This is a genomic window from Enterobacter cloacae complex sp. I1M (assembly GCF_014982425.1).
Taxonomy (GTDB): Bacteria; Pseudomonadota; Gammaproteobacteria; order Enterobacterales; family Enterobacteriaceae; genus Enterobacter; species Enterobacter intestinihominis.
Genome location: NZ_JADCLG010000010.1, coordinates 338,086 through 357,288 on the forward strand (window position 1 = coordinate 338,086; position 19,203 = coordinate 357,288).

General features: G+C 53.3%; 20 protein-coding genes. 6 read left to right on the forward strand and 14 right to left on the reverse strand.

Going from position 1 to position 19,203, the window contains the following annotated elements:
- Positions 1 to 9 precede the first annotated feature (9 nt).
- From sufS to INF86_RS06940, 7 genes are all read right to left on the reverse strand, one after another.
- Positions 10 to 1,230 (reverse strand): cysteine desulfurase SufS, encoded by a 1,221-nt coding sequence (gene sufS / locus INF86_RS06910; RefSeq protein WP_193543370.1) that lies wholly within the window; start codon positions 1,228 to 1,230, stop codon positions 10 to 12.
- Positions 1,227 to 2,498 (reverse strand): Fe-S cluster assembly protein SufD, encoded by a 1,272-nt coding sequence (gene sufD / locus INF86_RS06915; RefSeq protein WP_171932171.1) that lies wholly within the window; start codon positions 2,496 to 2,498, stop codon positions 1,227 to 1,229. Before sufD ends, sufS begins: the two co-directional genes overlap by 4 nt.
- Entirely contained in the window at positions 2,473 to 3,219 is a 747-nt protein-coding gene (sufC, locus tag INF86_RS06920; protein ID WP_022647874.1) for a Fe-S cluster assembly ATPase SufC, read from the reverse strand. The genes sufD and sufC overlap by 26 nt, the downstream gene beginning before the upstream one ends.
- Positions 3,220 to 3,228: 9 nt before the next feature.
- The gene (sufB, locus tag INF86_RS06925; RefSeq protein WP_003857739.1) at positions 3,229 to 4,719 is read right to left on the reverse strand and encodes a Fe-S cluster assembly protein SufB; all 1,491 of its coding nucleotides are present in this window, start codon (positions 4,717 to 4,719) and stop codon (positions 3,229 to 3,231) included.
- 8 nt (positions 4,720 to 4,727) lie between these two features.
- Positions 4,728 to 5,096 carry a Fe-S cluster assembly scaffold SufA gene (sufA, locus tag INF86_RS06930; RefSeq protein WP_022647873.1) on the reverse strand — a complete coding sequence of 123 codons (369 nt, stop codon included), beginning with the start codon at positions 5,094 to 5,096 and terminating at the stop codon, positions 4,728 to 4,730.
- 321 nt (positions 5,097 to 5,417) lie between these two features.
- On the reverse strand, positions 5,418 to 6,146 hold the full coding sequence (locus INF86_RS06935; protein WP_023299929.1) for a MerR family transcriptional regulator: 729 nt from the start codon (positions 6,144 to 6,146) through the stop codon (positions 5,418 to 5,420).
- 188 nt (positions 6,147 to 6,334) lie between these two features.
- Positions 6,335 to 7,555 (reverse strand): diguanylate phosphodiesterase, encoded by a 1,221-nt coding sequence (locus INF86_RS06940; RefSeq protein ID WP_165715783.1) that lies wholly within the window; start codon positions 7,553 to 7,555, stop codon positions 6,335 to 6,337.
- Between the two features lie 339 nt (positions 7,556 to 7,894).
- Between INF86_RS06940 and ycgZ the strand changes: the two genes are divergently transcribed.
- The 4 genes from ycgZ (at position 7,895) to fdhF (ending at position 11,111) form a co-directional block, all read left to right on the forward strand.
- Entirely contained in the window at positions 7,895 to 8,134 is a 240-nt protein-coding gene (gene ycgZ, locus INF86_RS06945; RefSeq protein WP_022647869.1) for a regulatory protein YcgZ, read from the forward strand.
- A 4-nt stretch (positions 8,135 to 8,138) separates the two neighbouring features.
- A complete protein-coding gene (locus tag INF86_RS06950) occupies positions 8,139 to 8,459 on the forward strand; it encodes a hypothetical protein (RefSeq protein WP_193543371.1) in 321 nt (106 codons plus the stop codon).
- 29 nt (positions 8,460 to 8,488) lie between these two features.
- A complete protein-coding gene (locus INF86_RS06955; protein WP_022647868.1) occupies positions 8,489 to 8,767 on the forward strand; it encodes a biofilm/acid-resistance regulator YmgB/AriR in 279 nt (92 codons plus the stop codon).
- Positions 8,768 to 8,960: 193 nt separating this feature from the next.
- Positions 8,961 to 11,111, forward strand: coding sequence for a formate dehydrogenase subunit alpha (gene fdhF / locus INF86_RS06960; RefSeq protein WP_193543372.1), 2,151 nt, complete (start codon positions 8,961 to 8,963; stop codon positions 11,109 to 11,111).
- A gap of 52 nt (positions 11,112 to 11,163) precedes the next feature.
- Here fdhF and INF86_RS06965 read toward each other — a convergent pair whose 3' ends face one another.
- From INF86_RS06965 to INF86_RS06990, 6 genes are read right to left on the reverse strand one after another with little or no spacing between them, the layout of a single operon-like run.
- Entirely contained in the window at positions 11,164 to 11,817 is a 654-nt protein-coding gene (locus tag INF86_RS06965; RefSeq protein ID WP_022647866.1) for a LuxR C-terminal-related transcriptional regulator, read from the reverse strand.
- A gap of 41 nt (positions 11,818 to 11,858) precedes the next feature.
- Entirely contained in the window at positions 11,859 to 12,371 is a 513-nt protein-coding gene (locus INF86_RS06970; protein WP_193543373.1) for a fimbrial protein, read from the reverse strand.
- 11 nt (positions 12,372 to 12,382) lie between these two features.
- Positions 12,383 to 13,330 (reverse strand): fimbrial protein, encoded by a 948-nt coding sequence (locus tag INF86_RS06975; RefSeq protein ID WP_161177334.1) that lies wholly within the window; start codon positions 13,328 to 13,330, stop codon positions 12,383 to 12,385.
- Between the two features lies 1 nt (position 13,331).
- Positions 13,332 to 15,875, reverse strand: coding sequence for a fimbria/pilus outer membrane usher protein (locus tag INF86_RS06980; protein WP_193543374.1), 2,544 nt, complete (start codon positions 15,873 to 15,875; stop codon positions 13,332 to 13,334).
- Between the two features lie 27 nt (positions 15,876 to 15,902).
- On the reverse strand, positions 15,903 to 16,580 hold the full coding sequence (locus INF86_RS06985; RefSeq protein WP_022647862.1) for a molecular chaperone: 678 nt from the start codon (positions 16,578 to 16,580) through the stop codon (positions 15,903 to 15,905).
- A 57-nt stretch (positions 16,581 to 16,637) separates the two neighbouring features.
- Positions 16,638 to 17,168 (reverse strand): fimbrial protein, encoded by a 531-nt coding sequence (locus tag INF86_RS06990; RefSeq protein ID WP_022647861.1) that lies wholly within the window; start codon positions 17,166 to 17,168, stop codon positions 16,638 to 16,640.
- A 354-nt stretch (positions 17,169 to 17,522) separates the two neighbouring features.
- On the opposite strand from INF86_RS06990, the gene INF86_RS06995 reads away from it, so the two are divergent.
- Both INF86_RS06995 and INF86_RS07000 read left to right on the forward strand, forming a co-directional pair.
- Complete coding sequence (locus INF86_RS06995) at positions 17,523 to 18,182, forward strand: winged helix-turn-helix transcriptional regulator (RefSeq protein WP_022647860.1); 660 nt, start codon at positions 17,523 to 17,525, stop codon at positions 18,180 to 18,182.
- Positions 18,183 to 18,259: 77 nt separating this feature from the next.
- Positions 18,260 to 18,889 carry a helix-turn-helix domain-containing protein gene (locus INF86_RS07000; protein WP_108367686.1) on the forward strand — a complete coding sequence of 210 codons (630 nt, stop codon included), beginning with the start codon at positions 18,260 to 18,262 and terminating at the stop codon, positions 18,887 to 18,889.
- A 46-nt stretch (positions 18,890 to 18,935) separates the two neighbouring features.
- On the opposite strand, the gene INF86_RS07005 is transcribed toward INF86_RS07000, so the two are convergent.
- Positions 18,936 to 19,130 carry a YdiH family protein gene (locus INF86_RS07005; RefSeq protein WP_003857766.1) on the reverse strand — a complete coding sequence of 65 codons (195 nt, stop codon included), beginning with the start codon at positions 19,128 to 19,130 and terminating at the stop codon, positions 18,936 to 18,938.
- Positions 19,131 to 19,203 lie beyond the last annotated feature (73 nt).

Genomic DNA, 19,203 nt, shown 5'->3' on the forward strand with positions numbered 1-19,203 from the left:
GCCTCTCCGTTAGCCAAGCAGCTGGTGAATACGTTTTAGTCCCGCCACCAGTCTGTCGACCTCTTCCGTTGTGTTGTACATCACCAGCGATGCGCGGCACATGGCCGGTACCTGATAATACGCCATCAGTGGCATCGCGCAGTGATGCCCGGTACGTACGGCGACGCCGTAATTATCCAGGAAACTGCCCACATCATAAGCGTGATGCTTGCCGAGGTTGAAGGCTATCACACCCAGACGGTCAGCAGGGCCATATAAGGTCAGATCCGGGACGCTGGCAAGCTCCTGCAAGGCATATTGCATCAGCAGCTGTTCGTACTCCTGAATCGCCGCCAGCCCCGTTTCAGATACGTAGCTAATGGCCGCGCCCAGCCCGATGATCCCGCCTGTGTTCGGCGTGCCCGCCTCGAAGCGCCAGGGCGCTCGGGCGTAGGTTGTGCCTTCCGTCAGGCTGACGGTGGCAATCATTGACCCGCCCCCTTCCCACGGCGGCATGGCCTGGAGAATATCCTCCTTCACATACAACACGCCGATGCCCGTCGGACCATACAGCTTGTGCCCGGAGAAGACGTAGAAATCGCAGTCCAGAGTCTGTACGTCAACCGCATGGTGCATCACCGCCTGGGCGCCATCAATCAACACTTTCGCACCGGCCTGATGGGCTTTGTCGACGATCAGCGCCACCGGATTTTCCGTCCCCAGCACGTTTGAAACGTGGGTCACCGCTACCAGCCGCGTTCTGTCGTCAAGCAGGGCGTCCAGCTGTTCAAGCTGAAGCGTACCGTCTTCGTTTAGCGGGATCACCCGCAGTTGCGCCCCCACACGCTCACAGAGCATCTGCCAGGGCACGATGTTAGCGTGGTGCTCCATCTGGGTGATGATGATGTTATCCCCCGCGTGCACCTGCGCATTGCCCCAGCTGTTAGCCACCAGGTTGATCCCTTCGGTGGTGCCACGCACGAACACCAGCTCTTCCGGCGAACGCGCGTTGAGAAACGCCGCAACCTGCGTGCGCACGTTTTCCATGCGCTGGGTCGCCTCGGCGCTCAGGGTGTGGATCCCGCGATGGACCGCCGCATAACCGTGGCGGTAAAACTCGGCTTCCGCATCCACCACCTGATTCGGTTTTTGCGCGCTGGCCGCACTGTCGAGATAGGCCAGCGGCAGACCGTTCACTTCACGGGTCAGTACCGGAAAATCTGCCCGGACTTTCTCTACGGGAAATGTCATGCTTCGCCTCCAGGCAGCCGCTGACCGATACGGGCCAGCACCTGCTGTTTAAGTCCGCCATCGGGCAGCGCTTCCGTCAGCTCAGCCGCAAAGGCGTAAATAATCATCTTTTGCGCGGCCTGCTGGTCTATTCCGCGAGAGCGCAGGTAGAACATCTGCTCATCGTCAATACGCCCGACCGTTGCGCCGTGGCTGCATTTCACGTCGTCCGCATAGATTTCCAGCTGTGGTTTGGTGTCCACCTCTGCCAGACGTCCCAGCAAAAGGTTGTTGTTGGTCATCTGCCCGTCAGTTTTGATGGCGTGCTGCGCCACATTGATCAGGCCGTTAAACACCGCACGTCCTTTGTCGCTGACGATGGTTTTGTGCAGCTGACGGCTGTTGCAGTAGCCTTTGTTATGCTCAAGCCAGGTGCGCGTGTCGCATACTTCTGACTTCACCGGCATCGCCAGGCTGTTAATACGCAGCGTAGTGTTCTCACCGTTCAGCTGGGTGCTGGTATTGTGGCGCAGCACCGCGCCGCCAAGCAGGAAGCTGTGGCTGTACGCCGCGGCATCCTGGCCCAGCAGAATATCGTTGTGGGCGAAGTGGTGGCTGAGCGGATTCTCAAACGCCAGCTTGATATGGTGCAGCTGGGCGTTAGCCGCCACGTTCATCGTCAGACGCGAGCCGGTAAAATGGCGGGTGTCGTTCAGACTAACGTAATGCTCAATTACCGTCGCTTCTGCCCCTTCTGCCAGCTCGAGATGGTGGCGATAGTGGGCGGTGTTGATCTCGTCGCCCTCAACACCCTGGGTGATATGCATCAGCAGCAGCGGTTTCGCCGGGCGCTGGTTACGCTTAACGTGAATATGGGTTAAAGACTGAGACAGGCTCTCTGTCAGATGCAGGAAGACTTCAGGCTGAACGGGCGCGTTCAGCGACTGACGCTCATCGTTAATGGCGATATCGAACCCGCTCTCCTGTACGCTGTCGCTGAGTTCCTCACGAAACTGCCCGTCTACAAACACCAGACGCACGGCATCCACGCTCAGCGCCAGCACATCGCGCTGACCGGGGCTAACCTGCGCCAGACGGGTGACAAACTCGCCGTTCAGCAGGCCGTCCAGCGGGGTATATTTCCAGTTCTCATGCTTACGCGTCGGTAAACCGAGACGCAGCATCTGCTGGAGATGGTGCTGAGCCTGTTCAGAGCGCGCTCCACCCTGCGCTTCAAACAGCCGGTGCCACTGCTGGAGTGCATTACTGCTGTTCGGTAAGCCAGCCATAACCCTGCTCCTCCAGTTGTTTAACCAGCGTAAAGTCACCGGATTTCACAATGCGCCCCTGATAAAGCACGTGGACATAGTCCGGTTTGATGTAGTCCAGAATACGCTGGTAGTGAGTCACGATAATAAATGAGCGGTTACCGTCACGCAGAGAGTTTACGCCGTCGGCAACGATCTTCAGGGCATCAATATCCAGCCCTGAATCGGTTTCATCGAGAATGCACAGCTCCGGCTCAAGAACCGCCATTTGCAGAATATCGTTACGTTTTTTCTCACCGCCAGAAAAACCCACGTTCACCGAGCGGGTGAGCAGATCTTCGGGCATTTTCAGCAGCTTGATTTTCTCTTCCATCAGATCCTGGAAGTCAAAGCGATCCAGCGCCTCAAGTCCGCGATACTTGCGCACCGCGTTCAGCGCGGTTTGCAGGAAGAACTGGTTGCTGACGCCCGGGATTTCCACCGGATACTGGAAGGCCATAAAGATGCCCTCACCGGCACGCTCTTCAGGCGACATCTCCAGCAGATCCTTGCCGTTAAACTCAACGGAGCCGCTGGTGACCTCATAATCTTCGCGTCCTGCCAGCGTCGCTGAAAGCGTACTTTTCCCGGAGCCGTTTGGCCCCATGATGGCGTGAACTTCACCCGGTTTGACGTCAAAATTGAGCCCACGCAGGATCTCTTTCTCTTCCACGCTAACCTGTAAATCTTTAATGCTTAACATGTGCTTTCCTTAACCGACGCTGTGTTCAAGACTAATGGCGAGGAGTTTCTGGGCTTCAACGGCAAATTCAAGCGGCAGTTCAGAGAACACGTCCTTACAGAAGCCGTTAACAATCATTGAAATCGCATCTTCTTCACTGATCCCGCGTTGCAGGCAGTAGAACAGCTGATCTTCACCGATACGTGACGTAGTCGCCTCATGCTCGAGCTGGGCGCTGTTATTGCGGCATTCGACATAGGGGAAGGTATGCGCCCCGCAGTCCGCACCAATCAGCATGGAGTCGCACTGGGTAAAGTTACGTGCGTTGGTGGCTGTCGGCATGATTTTCACCAGCCCGCGATAGCTGTTCTGGCTGTGACCGGCAGAGATCCCTTTGGAGATGATGGTCGATTTGGTGTTTTTACCGATGTGGATCATCTTGGTGCCGGTATCGGCCTGCTGATGACCGCTGGTCAGTGCCACGGAGTAAAACTCACCGATGGAGTTGTCGCCGCGCAGAATACAGCTCGGGTATTTCCAGGTAATGGCGGAGCCGGTTTCTGACTGCGTCCAGGACATCTTACTGTTTTCACCTTCGCACAGCGCACGCTTGGTGACGAAGTTCAGAATACCACCGGTGTTGCCATCGCCCGGGAACCAGTTCTGTACCGTAGAGTATTTCACTTCCGCGTCTTTATGGATGATCACCTCTACCACCGCCGCGTGCAGCTGGTAGCTGTCGCGCACCGGCGCCGAACAGCCTTCGATATAGCTGACGTAGCTGCCTTCATCGGCCACCAGGATGGTGCGTTCAAACTGGCCGGTTTTTTCCGCGTTGATGCGGAAATAGGTTGAGAGCTCCATCGGGCAGCGCACACCTTTAGGCACGTAGATAAAGGTGCCGTCTGACGCCACCGCCGCATTCAGTGCCGCGAAGAAGTTATCGTTACTGGGTACCACGGTGCCAATGTACTTTTTCACCAGCTCCGGGTGATCGTGAATGGCTTCCCCAAAGGAGCAGAAAATTATCCCCTGCTCCGCCAGCTTTTCACGGTAGGTGGTTGCCACCGAGACGGAGTCAAAAATGGCGTCCACCGCCACCTCTTTACCTTCGCGCACGGGCACGCCGAGCTGATTGAAGGCCTCTTCCACCTCTTTACTCAGGAAGCTGTTCTCGGCACCGGTTTGCTGTACCGCGCCGGGCTGCGAGGCACAGGTATCATCGCAGCTGCCGCAGGAGGGCGCGGAGTAGTAGCTGTAATCCTGATAGTTCAGCTTATCGTAATGCGCTTTCAGCCAGTGGGGTTCTTCCATCTCCAGCCACGCGCGGAATGCGCTCAGGCGAAACTCCAGCATCCACTCCGGCTCGTTACGTTTGGCCGAAATGGCGCGCACGACCTCTTCGTTGATGCCTTTCGCCAGCTCATCGGTTTGCAGCTGCGTGAAGAAACCCTCTTTATAGTTGAGGTGTCCGCCGCTCCATGTGTTTACATCACTCGTTGCTTCAGTATTACGAGACATAGTACCGCCTATACCCCAAAGCTTTCGCCGCAGCCGCATTCGTTCTGGGCTTTCGGGTTATGAAATTTGAATAACTGGTTTAAACCTTCCCGAACGTAGTCGACTTCGGTTCCATCAATAAACGGCATAGCCTGTAGCGCGACGTATAACTTTGCACCGTCGGTTTCAAAGACCAGATCGTCCTTTTTGGGTTCGGTTACGGTATCCAGCACGTAGCCAAATCCTGCGCAGCCCGTCTGCTTAACGCCTAAGCGTACGCCGAGGATGTCGGGATTTTTTGCCACCAGCTCATGAATATGCGCCGCCGCCGCGGGCGTCAGCGTTAAGCCACGCCAGGCAAAATCGGCCGGATTGAAGGTTTCTGAATGCAGTTCCATAGGTCCACCTCATCTGATAAGCCACCAGGGCATAACACCATGTTAGTGATAACGATTATCACTTCAACCCCCTGCGAGCAGGGGCTTTGGGCTAAACCGCCCTTTTTGGCTACTTTCATTAAGCATAGACCCTGTGACGGGATGCGGATGGGTGGGTTAGTTTTGTTCAATGCATTGATAAATAATGCATTTCATAAGAAAGGCGGTAAGGTGGCGGGCAATAATAAAAATTGTATTGAAAATACCTATTTTTAAGATAGCTATCTTCCAATAAGAAAGCGGGCTCGAAAAGACAAAAAGGCCCTGACGGACCCCTTAACATCAGTGATGGAACGAGACGGCGAAACCCTGTTCACGCCAGTGGTCGAGCTGCTCCTGTTGACGAGGCGTAGGTGCTTTACCGGTCCAGACGAAAATTTTTTGTCCAGGGAAAAGTTCCGGACGTGGAGAATCAATCGGTTCAGCCAGCACGTCGATATGCCAGCCCTTGTAGGCAAGACGGGCCGCTTCCAGCCACAAATGCGTACGGTCATCGCACTCCCATCCAACCAGTAGCGCATCTTTACCTGCTTTTTTTCGTGATTCAACCAGGCTAGTAACGGCAAACTCAATCAGGACACCGTCGAGCAGGCTCGCCATATGACGCACCGTATTCTGATCCTGATTCATTCGCTGACGCACAGGGGTGATGATGTTATCTATCAGAACATCCATCGCATGGTCGCGGCGGAACTCACTGATTTTGGCGCGCAGTTTTGCCGGATTGGCATAGCGCAGAACGGTTAACATTTCTTCCTGAAACGATGCCCAGTTCCCATGCGTCATCACTTCTGTATTTTCAAGAAGCGCTTTTACTTTACCGACCGAAACACCCGTTTTCATCAGGCGTTTGATCTCTTCGATACGCAGGATATCTTCATCGTCAAACTGACGATGACCCCCTTCACTTCGCTGCGGCTTCAACAATCCATAACGGCGCTGCCAGGCACGCAGCGTAACGGGGTTGATACCGCATCGTTCGGCCACTTCGCCGATACTGTAATAGGCCATTAACTCCCTCACGCACAATACTTCCATACCTAACCAAACCAACCTTATCAGATTGTACAAATCATTTGTATAACTAACTCCTCGTTCTGAGACAAGTGAATGGCTCAAAGAACCCCTCACTCGTTAATGTATTGTTGTATAAATTTAGCCGTACGTACAGGTCACTATTAAGAGTTACGTACAGGTTTTTATAAATCGTACTTTTTCTCGGGCCAGGCAATCGCCGGAATGCCCCCCAGACGCGGGCTGGCAAAAAGGTGGCCCTGGAACTGAGAAATCCCGGCGGATTCCAGCCACATCCACTCTTCAGCCAGCTCTACGCCAACCGCACAGAACAGAATTTCCAGGGACGCACAGCATTTAATGATCGACTGAATGATCGCCTGACGCGGGCCGCTCTTGTGCACGTTGGCAATCAAATCACGGTTGATCTTGATTCTGTCCGGCTGGAACTGGGCCAGCAGTTGCAGACCGGCGAATCCCGCGCCAAAGTGATCGATGGCCACGCTGATCCCGGCGCTTTTAAGCTGTCTGACCGCGCTGGTGAACTCTTCAAAGCGCGAGATGGCCTCGCTCTCGGTGAACTCGACTACAATTTGCTCCGGCACAAAACCGTTCGCCTCAATTGCCGTCAGTAAAAAATCGACGGCGCCAGGAACATTGACCAGCGTCATCGGCAGCAGATTAATGGACAATGTTTGAGTCTGTAGACCCAGCGCGCTGGCCATCGACAAAGCCACCTGTTTACTCTTCAGATCCGATTCGTACAGCGCCTCACGCGACAGGTTGGCAAAATAGCTTTCCGGGGACTCACCGGACGGCGTGCGGATCAGGGCTTCCCAGGAAACAACCTGCTGCATAAACGGATCGACGATAGGTTGAAACGCGAAACTACAGTCCGCGCCCTTTGCCACTACTGTCGGCTGGGAGGATAACGGCGTATTTTCGGTGACAAACTCCCAGGCGTCAGCCGGAGGCAGCTCAAAGTAGTTGGCTTTTTCAGTGGCCTCAACGAAGGTGCGGAAAAATTGCAGGGCGCGATCGTTATAGGTCAGCTGATAGCGCGTTGTGCCTTTATCGAGTACCTGTTGCAGCACTTCGTTGGTGTCGTACTGACGAAGGTCGAAGAGCTCCATACCCACATTGCCAAAACGTCTTGAAGGCCCGTGATCGCTCAACAATTCGACCACGTTGTGATGCCGTGGGTCACGGCAGATGAGCTCATAGATCTCCTTAACGTTATCAGCGGGCCCTTCAAGTAACTGAAAAAAGTGTGTGCCGTTAAACAGCAAAATCCCCGTCACATCGAACTGGCGATTTCTACAATTTGCAGCAGCGACCATGTCTTCCAGCGCTTTCACTGGAACGTCCTCGCAGATATGACTGCGGTAAATGATGGTTGTGAGCATGCTAATCCTGAAGATTGAAGGGGTGACCACGAAAACACGTGGGGAGAACTCTGTTATAGCACATTAATTTCCCAACAAATAATTTACATCTCAACGATTTACACGGCTTCTTTGCGCCTTTCCCAAGCTTGTACAACTCTGCAACGCCGCTTTGGATTGTACAATATATTTTGTGAATCACGCAGTAAAGTGTGCGCACATAACACTATGATAAATAAAGACTTTATAAAATATATTATAAAATATTTAAAAAATTGTACATTTTAAATGTACAGATTTGAAAATTATGTATACCTTATATGTAACGTTACTGATTACAGAATTTTACAGGAGCGAAACATGCAGCAGAACGGATACGTCGCAGACTCAGCAACAGCGATTGCGCAGTACTTCGAAAAAGCCGCGCTTCCAACCCAACAGGAAACCCTGGGTCAGGTTGTTGTTGAAATCCTTAGCGATGGGCGGAATCTGAATCGCAAATCGCTCTGCACAAAACTGTTGAGTCGCCTTGAAAGGGCCAATGGTCCGGAAGAGGAACATCATTATCACCTGCTTCTTGGTCTGCTCTTCGAACGTTAATGTTATGAACAGCAGTGATGCGGACAGACTGATCGACCAGCTTATTGGAGAAGCCGCTCTTTCACTTTTGAAGGAGCGCGGTCCCGTGACGACCGAGGGATTGGTTCAGCGTCTGCGTAACATGCAAGCCTGTGAGACGGATCCCCAGCGGCGGGAGACATTAGCGAGGGTGATAGCTGAAATCAGCACAGGCACGGTCGCTTTTAAAGGTCGCAGAACCGCACAAGGACGAATACAGAGAGAGGGATCTCTCAAAAATAAACGAGACAATGTAGTGCCGTTATTTGGAAATGGAAAACCGTCCGATCCCAAAAAGATGCATTGACTACAACTTTACAGCAACGGTGAGAACAAATGAGACAAAATATTCAGCTTCAACCCGAATACCACTCCGCCTTTTTAGATAGCGCGTTGTCGGAGTATTTCCGTCACGCAGGCGATCGCTTTGCTGAAGAGTCTGCCATTTTTTCGACTGCGGTTCGTTGTGTTCTCGCTTCTGAAGGTCATCTGACCAACAAAGCGATCATTCTCTGGCTGATCCAGACGCTGGAAACTACCGACGATGTCGTTAAGGCGGATGTGATCCGCAAGACGCTGGAAATTGTTGTCGGTTATACCATGGACGATCTTTAACGCCTCTCCCTTCCCATCCCTACGGATAGCGAGTCATCGTCAATACTGACGAACAGACTGACGATGACACACCCTCTTTTCCCTGACGCCCTGTTAATCAAGCACGCTGAATGTGGCATGGATCCTGCTTAGTCCGCTAAGGGACTGGGCTTTCCAGTAAACATTGCTTCATTTCTTAACAGGTCTGTTATTGATGAAAAAAATCGCCAGCGTCTGCCCTTACTGTGGTGCAGGCTGCAAACTAAACCTCGTCGTTAAAAATAACCGGATTATCCGTGCCGAAGCCGCTGATGGCGTAACCAATCAGGGCACGCTTTGCCTGAAAGGATTCTACGGCTGGGACTTTCTTAACGACACACGGCTGCTTACCCCCCGTCTTACGCAGCCCATGATCCGCTACAGCAAAGGCGAGTCCTTTACCCCTGTTACCTGGGAAGAGGCCATTCGCTATACTGCTCACAGGCTTAAAAGCATCAAAGATCAGTACGGCCCTCGATCCATTATGACCACGGGGTCCTCGCGTGGAACGGGCAATGAGACCAACTATGTGATGCAAAAATTTGCCCGTGCGGTGCTGAACACTAACAACGTCGACTGCTGCGCCCGCGTCTGTCACGGTCCGTCCGTTGCCGGTTTACAGGAGACCCTCGGCAACGGTGCCATGAGCAATTCCATTAACGATATTGAAAACTCAAAATGCCTGCTGGTGTTCGGCTATAACTGCGCCGACTCTCACCCCATCGTCGCCCGACGCGTGCTTAAAGCACGTGAAAATGGCGCAAAAATCATCGTCTGCGATCCGCGTCAGATTGAAACGGCACGCATTGCCGATCTTCATCTTCAGTTGAAAAACGGCAGTAACATGGCGCTGGTCAATGCCTTTGGCTATGTCCTGCTTGAAGAGGAACTGTACGACAAAAACTACGTTGCCCGCTTCACAGAAGGGCTTGAGGCTTACCGACTGACGGTAAAAGATTACGCACCCGAGCAGGTTGAACATCTGACGGGCATTCCCGCGCGGGATGTTCGTCAGGCAATGCGCATGTTCGCGGCGGCGCCTTCAGCAACGGTAATGTGGGGAATGGGCGTTACGCAGTTTGGTCAGGCGGTTGATGTGGTGAAAGGTCTCTCCAGCCTGGCGCTGCTCACCGGCAACCTGGGCCGCTCTGCCGTCGGCGTAGGTCCGGTTCGCGGGCAAAATAACGTTCAGGGTGCCTGCGATATGGGCGTTTTGCCCAATATGTTCCCCGGCTACCAGGATGTCACTGACCCGGCGGTCAGACTGAAATTTGCCGATGCGTGGAAAATCAATGTCAGCCGGATGGACGATCGCGTCGGGACGCGTATCACCGAAGTGCCGCATCTCGCGCTGGAAGGTAAGATCAAAGCCTATTACATCATGGGGGAAGATCCGCTTCAGACAGAAGCCGATCTGGGCCTGGTCCGCCGCGGCTTTGAGTCCCTTGATTTTGTGGTGGTTCAGGACATCTTTATGACCAAAACGGCAGAGGTGGCTGACGTACTGCTCCCTGCCACGTCATGGGGAGAACATGCTGGCGTGTTCACCTGTGCCGATCGCGGCTTCCAGCGTTTTGGCAAGGCCATTGAGGCCAGCGGCAACGTCAAGCGCGACTGGGAGATCATCAGCCTGCTGGCCACGGAGATGGGCTATCCCATGCATTACGAGAATAACCAGCAGATCTGGGACGAAATGCGCGAGCTGTGCCCCCTCTTCTACGGCGTGACCTACGAAAAAATGGGCGAGATGGGCCATGTCCAGTGGCCCTGCCCAACCCTTGATCATCCCGGCACACCCTATCTGTACAGGGATAATCAGTTCGACACCCCCACTGGCAAAGGCCAGCTGTTTGCTGCCCCCTGGCGCGCTCCGGCCGAGACACCGGATACGGAATACCCGCTGGTACTTTGCACGGTGCGCGAAGTCGGTCACTACTCCTGTCGCTCAATGACCGGGAACTGCGCGGCGCTGCAAAGCCTGGCCGACGAGCCGGGCCGGGTGCAAATGAACCCGGCCGACGCGGATGAGCGTGGGATCGCCGACGGCCAATTGGTCTGGGTACGTTCACGCCGGGGTAAAGTGATCACGCGCGCCAGCATCAGCGAGCGCATCAATGCGGGAGCAATCTATATGACCTACCAGTGGTGGATTGGCGCCTGTAATGAGCTGACGCAGGATAATCTAGACCCGATCTCCAGAACGCCTGAAACGAAATATTGCGCCGTGCAGATGGAGGCGATCGAGGACCAGCGGTGGGCGGAGGATTTTGCGGCTTCTGCGTACCAGACCATGAAGACGCGGTTGATCGCTGCGGTTAACGTTTAAATGCATTGCCGGGTGGTGGCTATCACTGCCCGGCCAGCTATCCGCTGGCGTTTTACGCTATCTGTTCTGCATAATTATTTTCAAGGTAATCGCGAAGCAGGTTCGGACGGCTCTTTTTCTCCATCAGCCTTCTCAACAGTACGATCAGCTCGTAATCGCTTCGCAGATTAAATTTTTGCATCAGCATATATTTATGGGTAAAGACCGTTTTCTGGCTCATCTCCAGCGCCTGAGCGGTCTGTACTACCGACAGCCCTCGGTAAAAATTGACCAGAATACGAATTTGTTGCCGGGATAACCCTTTATGCTGGCAGTCGAAGCAGTTATGTTTAGTCCATGTGTAACCCGGTAATTGCGTCCTGAACCACGCGATAAACAGTACGCCACTGATACGATCAAGCGATGCACGGCGAGGGAGAAAAATAATGTCCTGAAAGCAGGAGGGCAACGCCGAAAAGCGCAGTTCATCGTCGACAAACCCTAGCACAATCCCTTTTTGCCGGGCGAGTAACTCGGGAAAACAGGTCAGTGTTTCACCCTGGCATAATGACAGGACAATAATATCGGCCTGACTGACGTTTTCATGGGTCAGCGCCAGGTTAAATGTGATGGCACGATGAAAGTTATGTTTAAAAAAATCCTCGAAAAATTCATGTAGCCCAGCCTGAAAAAATAGATCGGTTTCCTGAATCAGAATATTTAACATAGCTCATACCTACGTCTTTAAAAAAGGCATATCACCGGCGCTCAGTTGTACTGCATCGTCATCACCACAACTGCACTGATGCTTCCCGGCGTGACGCCACCCGTCACGGATTTAACCGAGGCCTGCATAGCCATTGTCGCGGTTCTGTCGGCACCAATAGTTTGAGTCATGCCAGAGCCTGTTCCTTTAAGCGTACCCGTTTGGGCATCGCGCATGGCTATCGCCACGTGCGTGGCCGAACCGCTGTTCATAAAATAGTCCGCGCCCGCCGCGGGATCGGGGCTGCCGATAAAAGAGACGGTCACACTTTGCGTTCCCGTTGGGCACTGGGTGAACAGCAGACTAAATGGCACCGGATCCGATGTTGAGCCCGGCGTCGCCATATTGGTTGCCTGAATATTGCCCAGATTGACATCGAGGCTGTTACTCCCGCCATTAAATATGCACGGCGACGCAACGATATTTCCCGTCACACCGATGTTGACGCTATCAGCGGTGAAAGCCTTCCCGCTGAGTAAAGCCAGTAACAGCAGTGTCCCGTATATTATTTTCATCTTCGTACCTGCTACTGATAGGTCAAATTAAGGGTGGCGGAGGCATTTGCTGAACCTGACTCCACGCGGTTCAACGTCTGGTAATATCGGGCCGTTAACGGCAATGTCTCTTGCCCGCCAGCAGACTGCCGCAAGAATAGTCGGCTGTTCATCACCAGCGGCACACCGTTATAGATAAGCTGCACCCCAACCCCTTTTGCGGTGCCGGCATTTCCCTGCCCGGTTAAGGCCATCACGCTGGTATTGGCGCTGTCCGGATTCTGTATTCCACTGAGCGAGACCGTAATATTGGTTCCGGCGGCGCAGGTTAAACCCAGGTTTTGCGTGTTCTGTGCTCCCGCTGGCGTGGTGCCCACCACGGTGCCGAACGCCGAGGCGGGGATATCCCCGATCTGAAACGTCAGTTGTGACGTATTCACCGTGCACGCCATGGCATTAATGGTTCCGGCGGTGAGCTGCGTGGTCAGGCCGTCACGATAGATGCCGTCGCTCCCCTGAAGCGTCACGACGCCGATCGCCCCCGGGGTTAACGCCCCCGATGAGACCGGGCCAGTCACCACCAGCTCAATCCTCCCGCCATACCAGTCGACATAGGAGGTCTGCGCATTGTACGAGAACGTATTGCTCGGGTTTTCAAAATAGGCGTTGGAGGAAAAGCGTATGCCTATCCCGCTGACGTTAGTGTTGTAAACATGATTGCCGTAGCTGCTCAACGTGGCGCTGTTGTAGCGCATGCTGAATCCCAGCATCAGCGGATTAGCACATCCAGTAAGATAGGAACCGGTGGCTGTCGCCGCGCCGGAAAAGACCACCGTGCCGACAGGCGCATCACGCTGCACGTTAATCGTCCCCACGGACAGGGTTGACAGCTGCGGCGTGATGGTGGTGCACGTACCGGCACGGGCGAGGTTTCCCGCCGCGAGCAAACAGAGAAGCAAAATCACGATAAGCCATTTCATGTTAACGTTCCTGACGGCAGGAGGCGCGCATGTCAGCGATCCCACCGAATGTTGAGTGTGTCGGCAGGCTGAAATCAGCGCGGCATTGCTGGCTGGGCTGACTCCCCCATGTCGCGACTAACGTCCCCTCCTCGCGCATACCGGTTAAATAAACCTGACCGCGATCGCCCACAATAAAACTGCTGCTCTCATCACCGACAAGGGTGACCACCGCCCCAAACGGAACGGCGCGTTCGTTGTCGGTCAAGGTCATCAGCACCCGGCGACCTGACTTCGGCAAATAATCGGCTCTCACCACCGCTCCCCGCGTCGGCGTCACCGTGCGGGTGTTGATCTCCAGTTCGACATCCTCCGGCATATTTTCCGGATCGAGAGTGAGATCGTTTTTTCGGTAGACCGAAAGGTTGCTCACGACCGTATAACCGCGAACATCTGTCCGTACACCGGGCTGATTGCGGATATCCACGCCGTGGGCGCCAGGGGCTTTAATTAAGGCGTTGGTCTCCCCCAGCGGCTGAGAAAGCGTGATGCCATCAGCATGGGCGAGAATGCCGCCTTGTAGCCCGTAATTCAGGCGTTCACTGTTTTTGTCATAACCATACCCCGCCGTGGCTTCGCCATAGGTGCCTCTGTAGTCCGCGTTAACGTTGCCGGTATAGCCCACGCCCTCTGTGCCGTATCCCTGCTGCGCGTTCCAGTTCAGGGCTCGGTTTTCGAGTGCCACCCCGTTCAGACCGATGCTGTGTGTCGTCCCGTTATTCCTGCTGGCGTTCATGCCATAGTTCGCCCATGTCTGCGGCAAAAATTTATCCAGCGGAATGCTGATGTTGAACGCCAGAAGCTGGTCGTGATCAGCGTTTTTTTGGTTGTCGCGGGTTTCTGACGCTGAGCGGACATTTTTGCTGTAGGTCCATGTCAGGCCATAGCTGATGTTGTGCCAGTAGTTGCTATAGCCGACGCTCCACGAAGCCATCGACTTACCGTCATTCCAGTAATCTTCCTGCGCCGCACTGAGGGTAAGCGCGCCCAGGTTGTCCCCCAGCGTCTGGCTCATCGTCAGCTCGGCACGGTTACGTCGCCTGTCCTGAAGCGCGCTGCTGTCGCCGTACGAATCGAGGACCTCCTGCATCCCGTAATAGCCGCGGGTCGAGTAGCGATACCCGGCAATCGAAAAGTTCGTCCCGGAATTAATAAAATTCTTGCTGTATCGGGCCCGCCACGACTGACCGCTTGTTTTCGCGGCATGCTCCGGCGTTGACCAGCCCTGGGTGAGGTCTGCGGATATCGCCCCGAGAACGCCCATGTTCTTGCCCACCCCCAGAGCCGCCGACTGGTACTTATCTGCCCGCTGGACGCCGCCATAGAGCGTGAGGCCGTAAGGGAGGCCGTAGATTCCGGTCAGTTGCCCGAAGGGGGTTTTCTCCACGCTACGGTTATACGATCGATACTGCCCGGCGGTAAGGGCATATTTCAGGCGCCCCTCCCGTTGCAGGACCGGCAGCGAAGCGTACGGCAGGGTGAAATGTTGCTCACTGCCATCGGCTTCGACGATCGTGACATCAAGATCGCCCGCGCCGCCGGTGGGATACATATCCGCGATCTCAAACGCGCCCGGCGCCACATAGCTTTGGTAGATTTGATAGCCATTCTGACGCACCACGACCTGCGCGTTAGTTCGCGCAATACCGCGCACCACCGGCGCATAGCCTTTCAGGGAATCCGGTAGCATGTCGTCGTCGGACGCCAGCTGGACGCCGCGAAAAGGCATGCTGTCAAAGACATCGGCAGGGGCGGAACTGTCTCCGAGCGTAAGCTGGGCTTGCAGGGGAATAATCGCGCGCTGCATCAAGGTATAGACATTGTCCCACTTATCCTGGCCGGACGCATCGCGGGACCAGGTGGTGTAGTTGCGTAACCGCCAGGGACCGACGTTGATCCCCGGTCGCAGGTTTGCATACTGACTGTCGCTGCGGGTGCCTGCCCCGCTTCTTGCCCGGCTGTTCGCGCCGCTCAGGCTGTAGTTGAGCATAGCCGCGGTAATGCCTTCATCCCACATCTCCGGCGGAACGTAACCTCTCGCTGGCAGATCTATGGCCGCCTGTGGGATGCTGATTGCCAGACGCTGGGCGCCAAACTGGAAGTCCGCGCTGGCCTGTGGAATCGCCTTGAGATCGGCGCATTCTCCTTGCCCGGCGTCGAGCTGCGGGAAAAGCGCCGTTTTCACGCCCCACGCTTTTAACTGCCTGATACTCAGGCACGGCTGCAACGTTTCACTGCCGTTAGCATCCTTCACGGCCATGAAACGAATATCCCGCGTTTCCAGCAGCCGCTCGTCAAGAATAATATCCACGTGGTACGTCCCGGGCGCCTGCGAGCCGGATTCAAAGGCAGATAAATCCGCTTTTCCCATTCCGGGATTATCCAGTTCTACCAGTTCCGTATTAAACGTCTCACTGGCCCACAGTGTGGGAGAGAAACCCGCAAGCGCGAGGGCAATGAATATTGCCAGGCGCGCAGGCTGCACTGTATTAAATGCCGTTGTCATGACAAGCACCCGATTAATGCAAAGGGATCACAAACTGGCCCGGTGTAATTCGCCAGGATTGCCATAATCGTTAATGACTTTAAACGTCAGCGTATTGCCATTGGTCCCATTCGGTAACGGGAAACGAACTGAGCCTGAAGGCATTACGTACGTGACATCGTCAAGTTTTTTACCCCCGACCGTTATTTCATTGAAATTGATAACGTACGGCGTAGGGTTATTTACCTGCAGAGCATTTCCCGCACGATGCCAGGTTAATTTGTTGGTTTGTTCCTCAGGGGTAGACGCACGAAGGCTCTCTGGCCGATAAATAAGTTTAATCCGCGTTTTGACGGCAATTTGCAGCGAGTTCATCTGCTTTGAGGCTGATGGAATAGCTTTAATGTTCAGCCAGAATAAACTCTCCTGCCCCTGAGGCAGCGAGCCTGTCATGACAATACGCTCAAGGTTTTTTTGCCCGCCATCCAGCCGATACAGCGGAGGCGTAATAATAAAAGGCGCTTTACCGGATTGCCCATCCTGAACATCAATCCACGACTGGATTAAATAAGGAACGTCATCAGGATTGGTGATACTTATTGACGCTTCTTTTTTTGCCCCATCGAAAATAATGCGGGTGCCGCCAATAACTACTCCAGCACTGGCGGATGTTAATGTCAGCGATAACAGCGCCATCGCCAGGCCAGTTGTCGTTATAAAACGCATTTCAATACCTCATAAAACAAGGGGCCGGGAAGCCCCCTGCTAATTACTGCCAATGACTTAGTTGTAAACCACTGAGAAGTTCGCGACCGAGTTAGCCGGGCCCGCGGTCACGGACGCTGCGGTGGAGATATACTGCGCGTAGAAGTTCAGTGTATTATCAGCCGTACTGCTGAGCGCGTAGGTATAGCTGTTGCTGCCGTACAGCGGCAGATCGGCTTTATCTGCAGTCATCAGGTTAATCGCTACCCCTGTGGCCGCCCCCGCCACGGACGTATCAATCGCCAGCAGGCTGGCGTTGGTTAAATCCGGCGTACCGTCAAAACGGACTTTTGCATTAGTGACCGTCACAGGACAGTTTTTCAAAATAATATTAAACTGCGTCGCAGCCGTTCTGGCTCCCGCCGTCGGGAATTCCGTTTTATAATAATCGCCCAATACCACCACCTGGTTCTGAGATGCCACATCTACGTCGCAGGCAGAATCCAGAATATTTCCGTTAAAATTAACGGTACCTGCCGCTGCAAATGCATTGGTCATGGTGAGTACAGAACCTGCCGCTAACATTGCCATCATCAATTTTTTATTCATAATTCTCTTTCCTGTATTACTTTATTTATTACCGATATTCAGTTGCAGAAATAAAACCCCTTTCGACGAATCAAAATTTATACAACTCTTTTTCTACGCACAATCGATTTCAGGGTCTAGCTGTAGACTCTCTTTTAACAAAAACAAAACAAATTACTTTGGAAATATCTTAACAATAAAGTCCCCGGTCTACTTTTAGACCTAAGTCAAAAATGTTTCAAATTCAACTAATTAACACTCATTAATAGGCAAGTCTATAATTAGACTCGACGAAAATATTCCCTGACTAACTGTTTTTTAAGATAATTCTTTATGTCGATCAAAAAATGATCGCATCAGTGTATGAGGCCTCTTATGAACACCCGTATTGCGCCCGTTTCAGGCAATGAAATAACAACAGTGCTTGGCGCTAAGCCTCTTAAGCACATTGAAAAAATAATCGATAATGTTTTGCCGCATACGGAAAGATGCATCATGGCTAAAGGTGAAGTCATCCATTATTATTCCGGTGATATCCGCCAGTGCTTTTTACTGTTACATGGCAGCGTGGCATTGCATCGTCGAGGTGACGGTATCGTCTTAAATTCCGAATCCGCACCTTTTATACTCGGCGTGAGCAGCCAGTTTTCTTCTGAGCACCTCTACGTCAGAGCGCTGGAAACTTCAGAGGTGGCTAGCGTTACGCTGGAGCGTTTTAATCACGTAGTCGCACAACAGAATTTATGGGAGTCCTTCTCGAACCTGCTGATCTATACCGCATCGCGGGTTTACGAACATTGTGCCCAGATATCGCAGATGTCGGCTTACGACATTATCCGCTTTCAGCTGGTAGAACTGATGCAGGAGCCGGAAGCCATAAGACAAAGCATTACCGCCGCAGCCTATATCAAAAGCCGCACCTATCTTTCACGCAGCGGCATTATGCGGATCCTGGCGGAGTTGCGGACGGGGAAATACATCACTATGGAGCGCGGCGTGCTAATCGAGATCCATCACTTACCCCGCAAGTACTGAGGCTGTTTTTATCTCTGGAGAAGGTGGAAAATAAGAGCGACACTATAGAAAGTACAGTCTCTTTCCAGGTTAACGCTATGTCTTCTGACAAACCATCGCATCGCGGCTCTCCCTATGCCCAGGAACTGATTTCCCACTTACAGCCGCACTGCGCCACGTATAAAACCGATCCCGGTGAGCAACTTGATCTCCAGGTTAACGGGCAGAGTATGTGTTATTTAATTCTCGAGGGCACAATCGCGATATACAGAAGAAGCGACGACATGATGCTTACCACCGCGCGCAGTCCCGCCCTGTTTGGTCTCGCTAATCTGACGGACATATATTTTAACGATTATCTCAAAACGGTGACGCCATGCCTGATCGGCGTGCTAGCAACCGATCGGGTGGCAGAAGTTATCAAAGAGAAGGCGTTATGGGGGCTGCTTTCTAATCATCTGATGTTTGTCTATAACCGCCTTTATCACAACGTCATGCCGAAAGGTGCGCCAACGGCTTACGAGATGATTCGTCAGCAGCTCATGATGCTGATGCAGGAAGATGACAGCTACCGACGCAGCGTGACGGCGGAAAGGTACATCCGGGATAAAACCCGGCTTTCCCGCAGCGGCGTAATGCGGATACTGGCTGACCTGAAAACGGGCGGGTTCATCGAAATGGAAGAAGGCCGGCTCATTAAAATTAACAAACTGCCTGCCAAATACTGATTTTCAGACACAAAAAAGGCCGCGCAGGCGGCCTTTTCTTCACTGCTCAATGGACGTGAACGCCCAACCGCCAGGCAAAGTAGATCTCTTCTTTCAGCTCGTTTGAAGAGAGCGCCAGCAAATCCGTAAATTCCAGCTCAAGTTGTTTCAGCTTTTTCAGGTACTGCGCCGGAGACAGATTGCTTTTATCGCGACGTAAATATTCAATTGCCAGCTGTGTTGGGGTTATTTCAGTATCCATGATGTCCTCGCTTATGTTCAAAACGTGACCAGTATATCACAATCAGGCGGCTAATTTTTGACCAAAAGCAAGA

Coding starts and splice junctions, on each gene's coding strand:
- sufS (WP_193543370.1), bottom strand. CDS start 1,230: ATGACATTTCCCGTAGAGAAAGTCCGGGCAGATTTTCCGGTACTGACC.
- sufD (WP_171932171.1), bottom strand. CDS start 2,498: ATGGCTGGCTTACCGAACAGCAGTAATGCACTCCAGCAGTGGCACCGG.
- sufC (WP_022647874.1), bottom strand. CDS start 3,219: ATGTTAAGCATTAAAGATTTACAGGTTAGCGTGGAAGAGAAAGAGATC.
- sufB (WP_003857739.1), bottom strand. CDS start 4,719: ATGTCTCGTAATACTGAAGCAACGAGTGATGTAAACACATGGAGCGGC.
- sufA (WP_022647873.1), bottom strand. CDS start 5,096: ATGGAACTGCATTCAGAAACCTTCAATCCGGCCGATTTTGCCTGGCGT.
- INF86_RS06935 (WP_023299929.1), bottom strand. CDS start 6,146: ATGGCCTATTACAGTATCGGCGAAGTGGCCGAACGATGCGGTATCAAC.
- INF86_RS06940 (WP_165715783.1), bottom strand. CDS start 7,555: ATGCTCACAACCATCATTTACCGCAGTCATATCTGCGAGGACGTTCCA.
- ycgZ (WP_022647869.1), top strand. CDS start 7,895: ATGCAGCAGAACGGATACGTCGCAGACTCAGCAACAGCGATTGCGCAG.
- INF86_RS06950 (WP_193543371.1), top strand. CDS start 8,139: ATGAACAGCAGTGATGCGGACAGACTGATCGACCAGCTTATTGGAGAA.
- INF86_RS06955 (WP_022647868.1), top strand. CDS start 8,489: ATGAGACAAAATATTCAGCTTCAACCCGAATACCACTCCGCCTTTTTA.
- fdhF (WP_193543372.1), top strand. CDS start 8,961: ATGAAAAAAATCGCCAGCGTCTGCCCTTACTGTGGTGCAGGCTGCAAA.
- INF86_RS06965 (WP_022647866.1), bottom strand. CDS start 11,817: ATGTTAAATATTCTGATTCAGGAAACCGATCTATTTTTTCAGGCTGGG.
- INF86_RS06970 (WP_193543373.1), bottom strand. CDS start 12,371: ATGAAAATAATATACGGGACACTGCTGTTACTGGCTTTACTCAGCGGG.
- INF86_RS06975 (WP_161177334.1), bottom strand. CDS start 13,330: ATGAAATGGCTTATCGTGATTTTGCTTCTCTGTTTGCTCGCGGCGGGA.
- INF86_RS06980 (WP_193543374.1), bottom strand. CDS start 15,875: ATGACAACGGCATTTAATACAGTGCAGCCTGCGCGCCTGGCAATATTC.
- INF86_RS06985 (WP_022647862.1), bottom strand. CDS start 16,580: ATGCGTTTTATAACGACAACTGGCCTGGCGATGGCGCTGTTATCGCTG.
- INF86_RS06990 (WP_022647861.1), bottom strand. CDS start 17,168: ATGAATAAAAAATTGATGATGGCAATGTTAGCGGCAGGTTCTGTACTC.
- INF86_RS06995 (WP_022647860.1), top strand. CDS start 17,523: ATGAACACCCGTATTGCGCCCGTTTCAGGCAATGAAATAACAACAGTG.
- INF86_RS07000 (WP_108367686.1), top strand. CDS start 18,260: ATGTCTTCTGACAAACCATCGCATCGCGGCTCTCCCTATGCCCAGGAA.
- INF86_RS07005 (WP_003857766.1), bottom strand. CDS start 19,130: ATGGATACTGAAATAACCCCAACACAGCTGGCAATTGAATATTTACGT.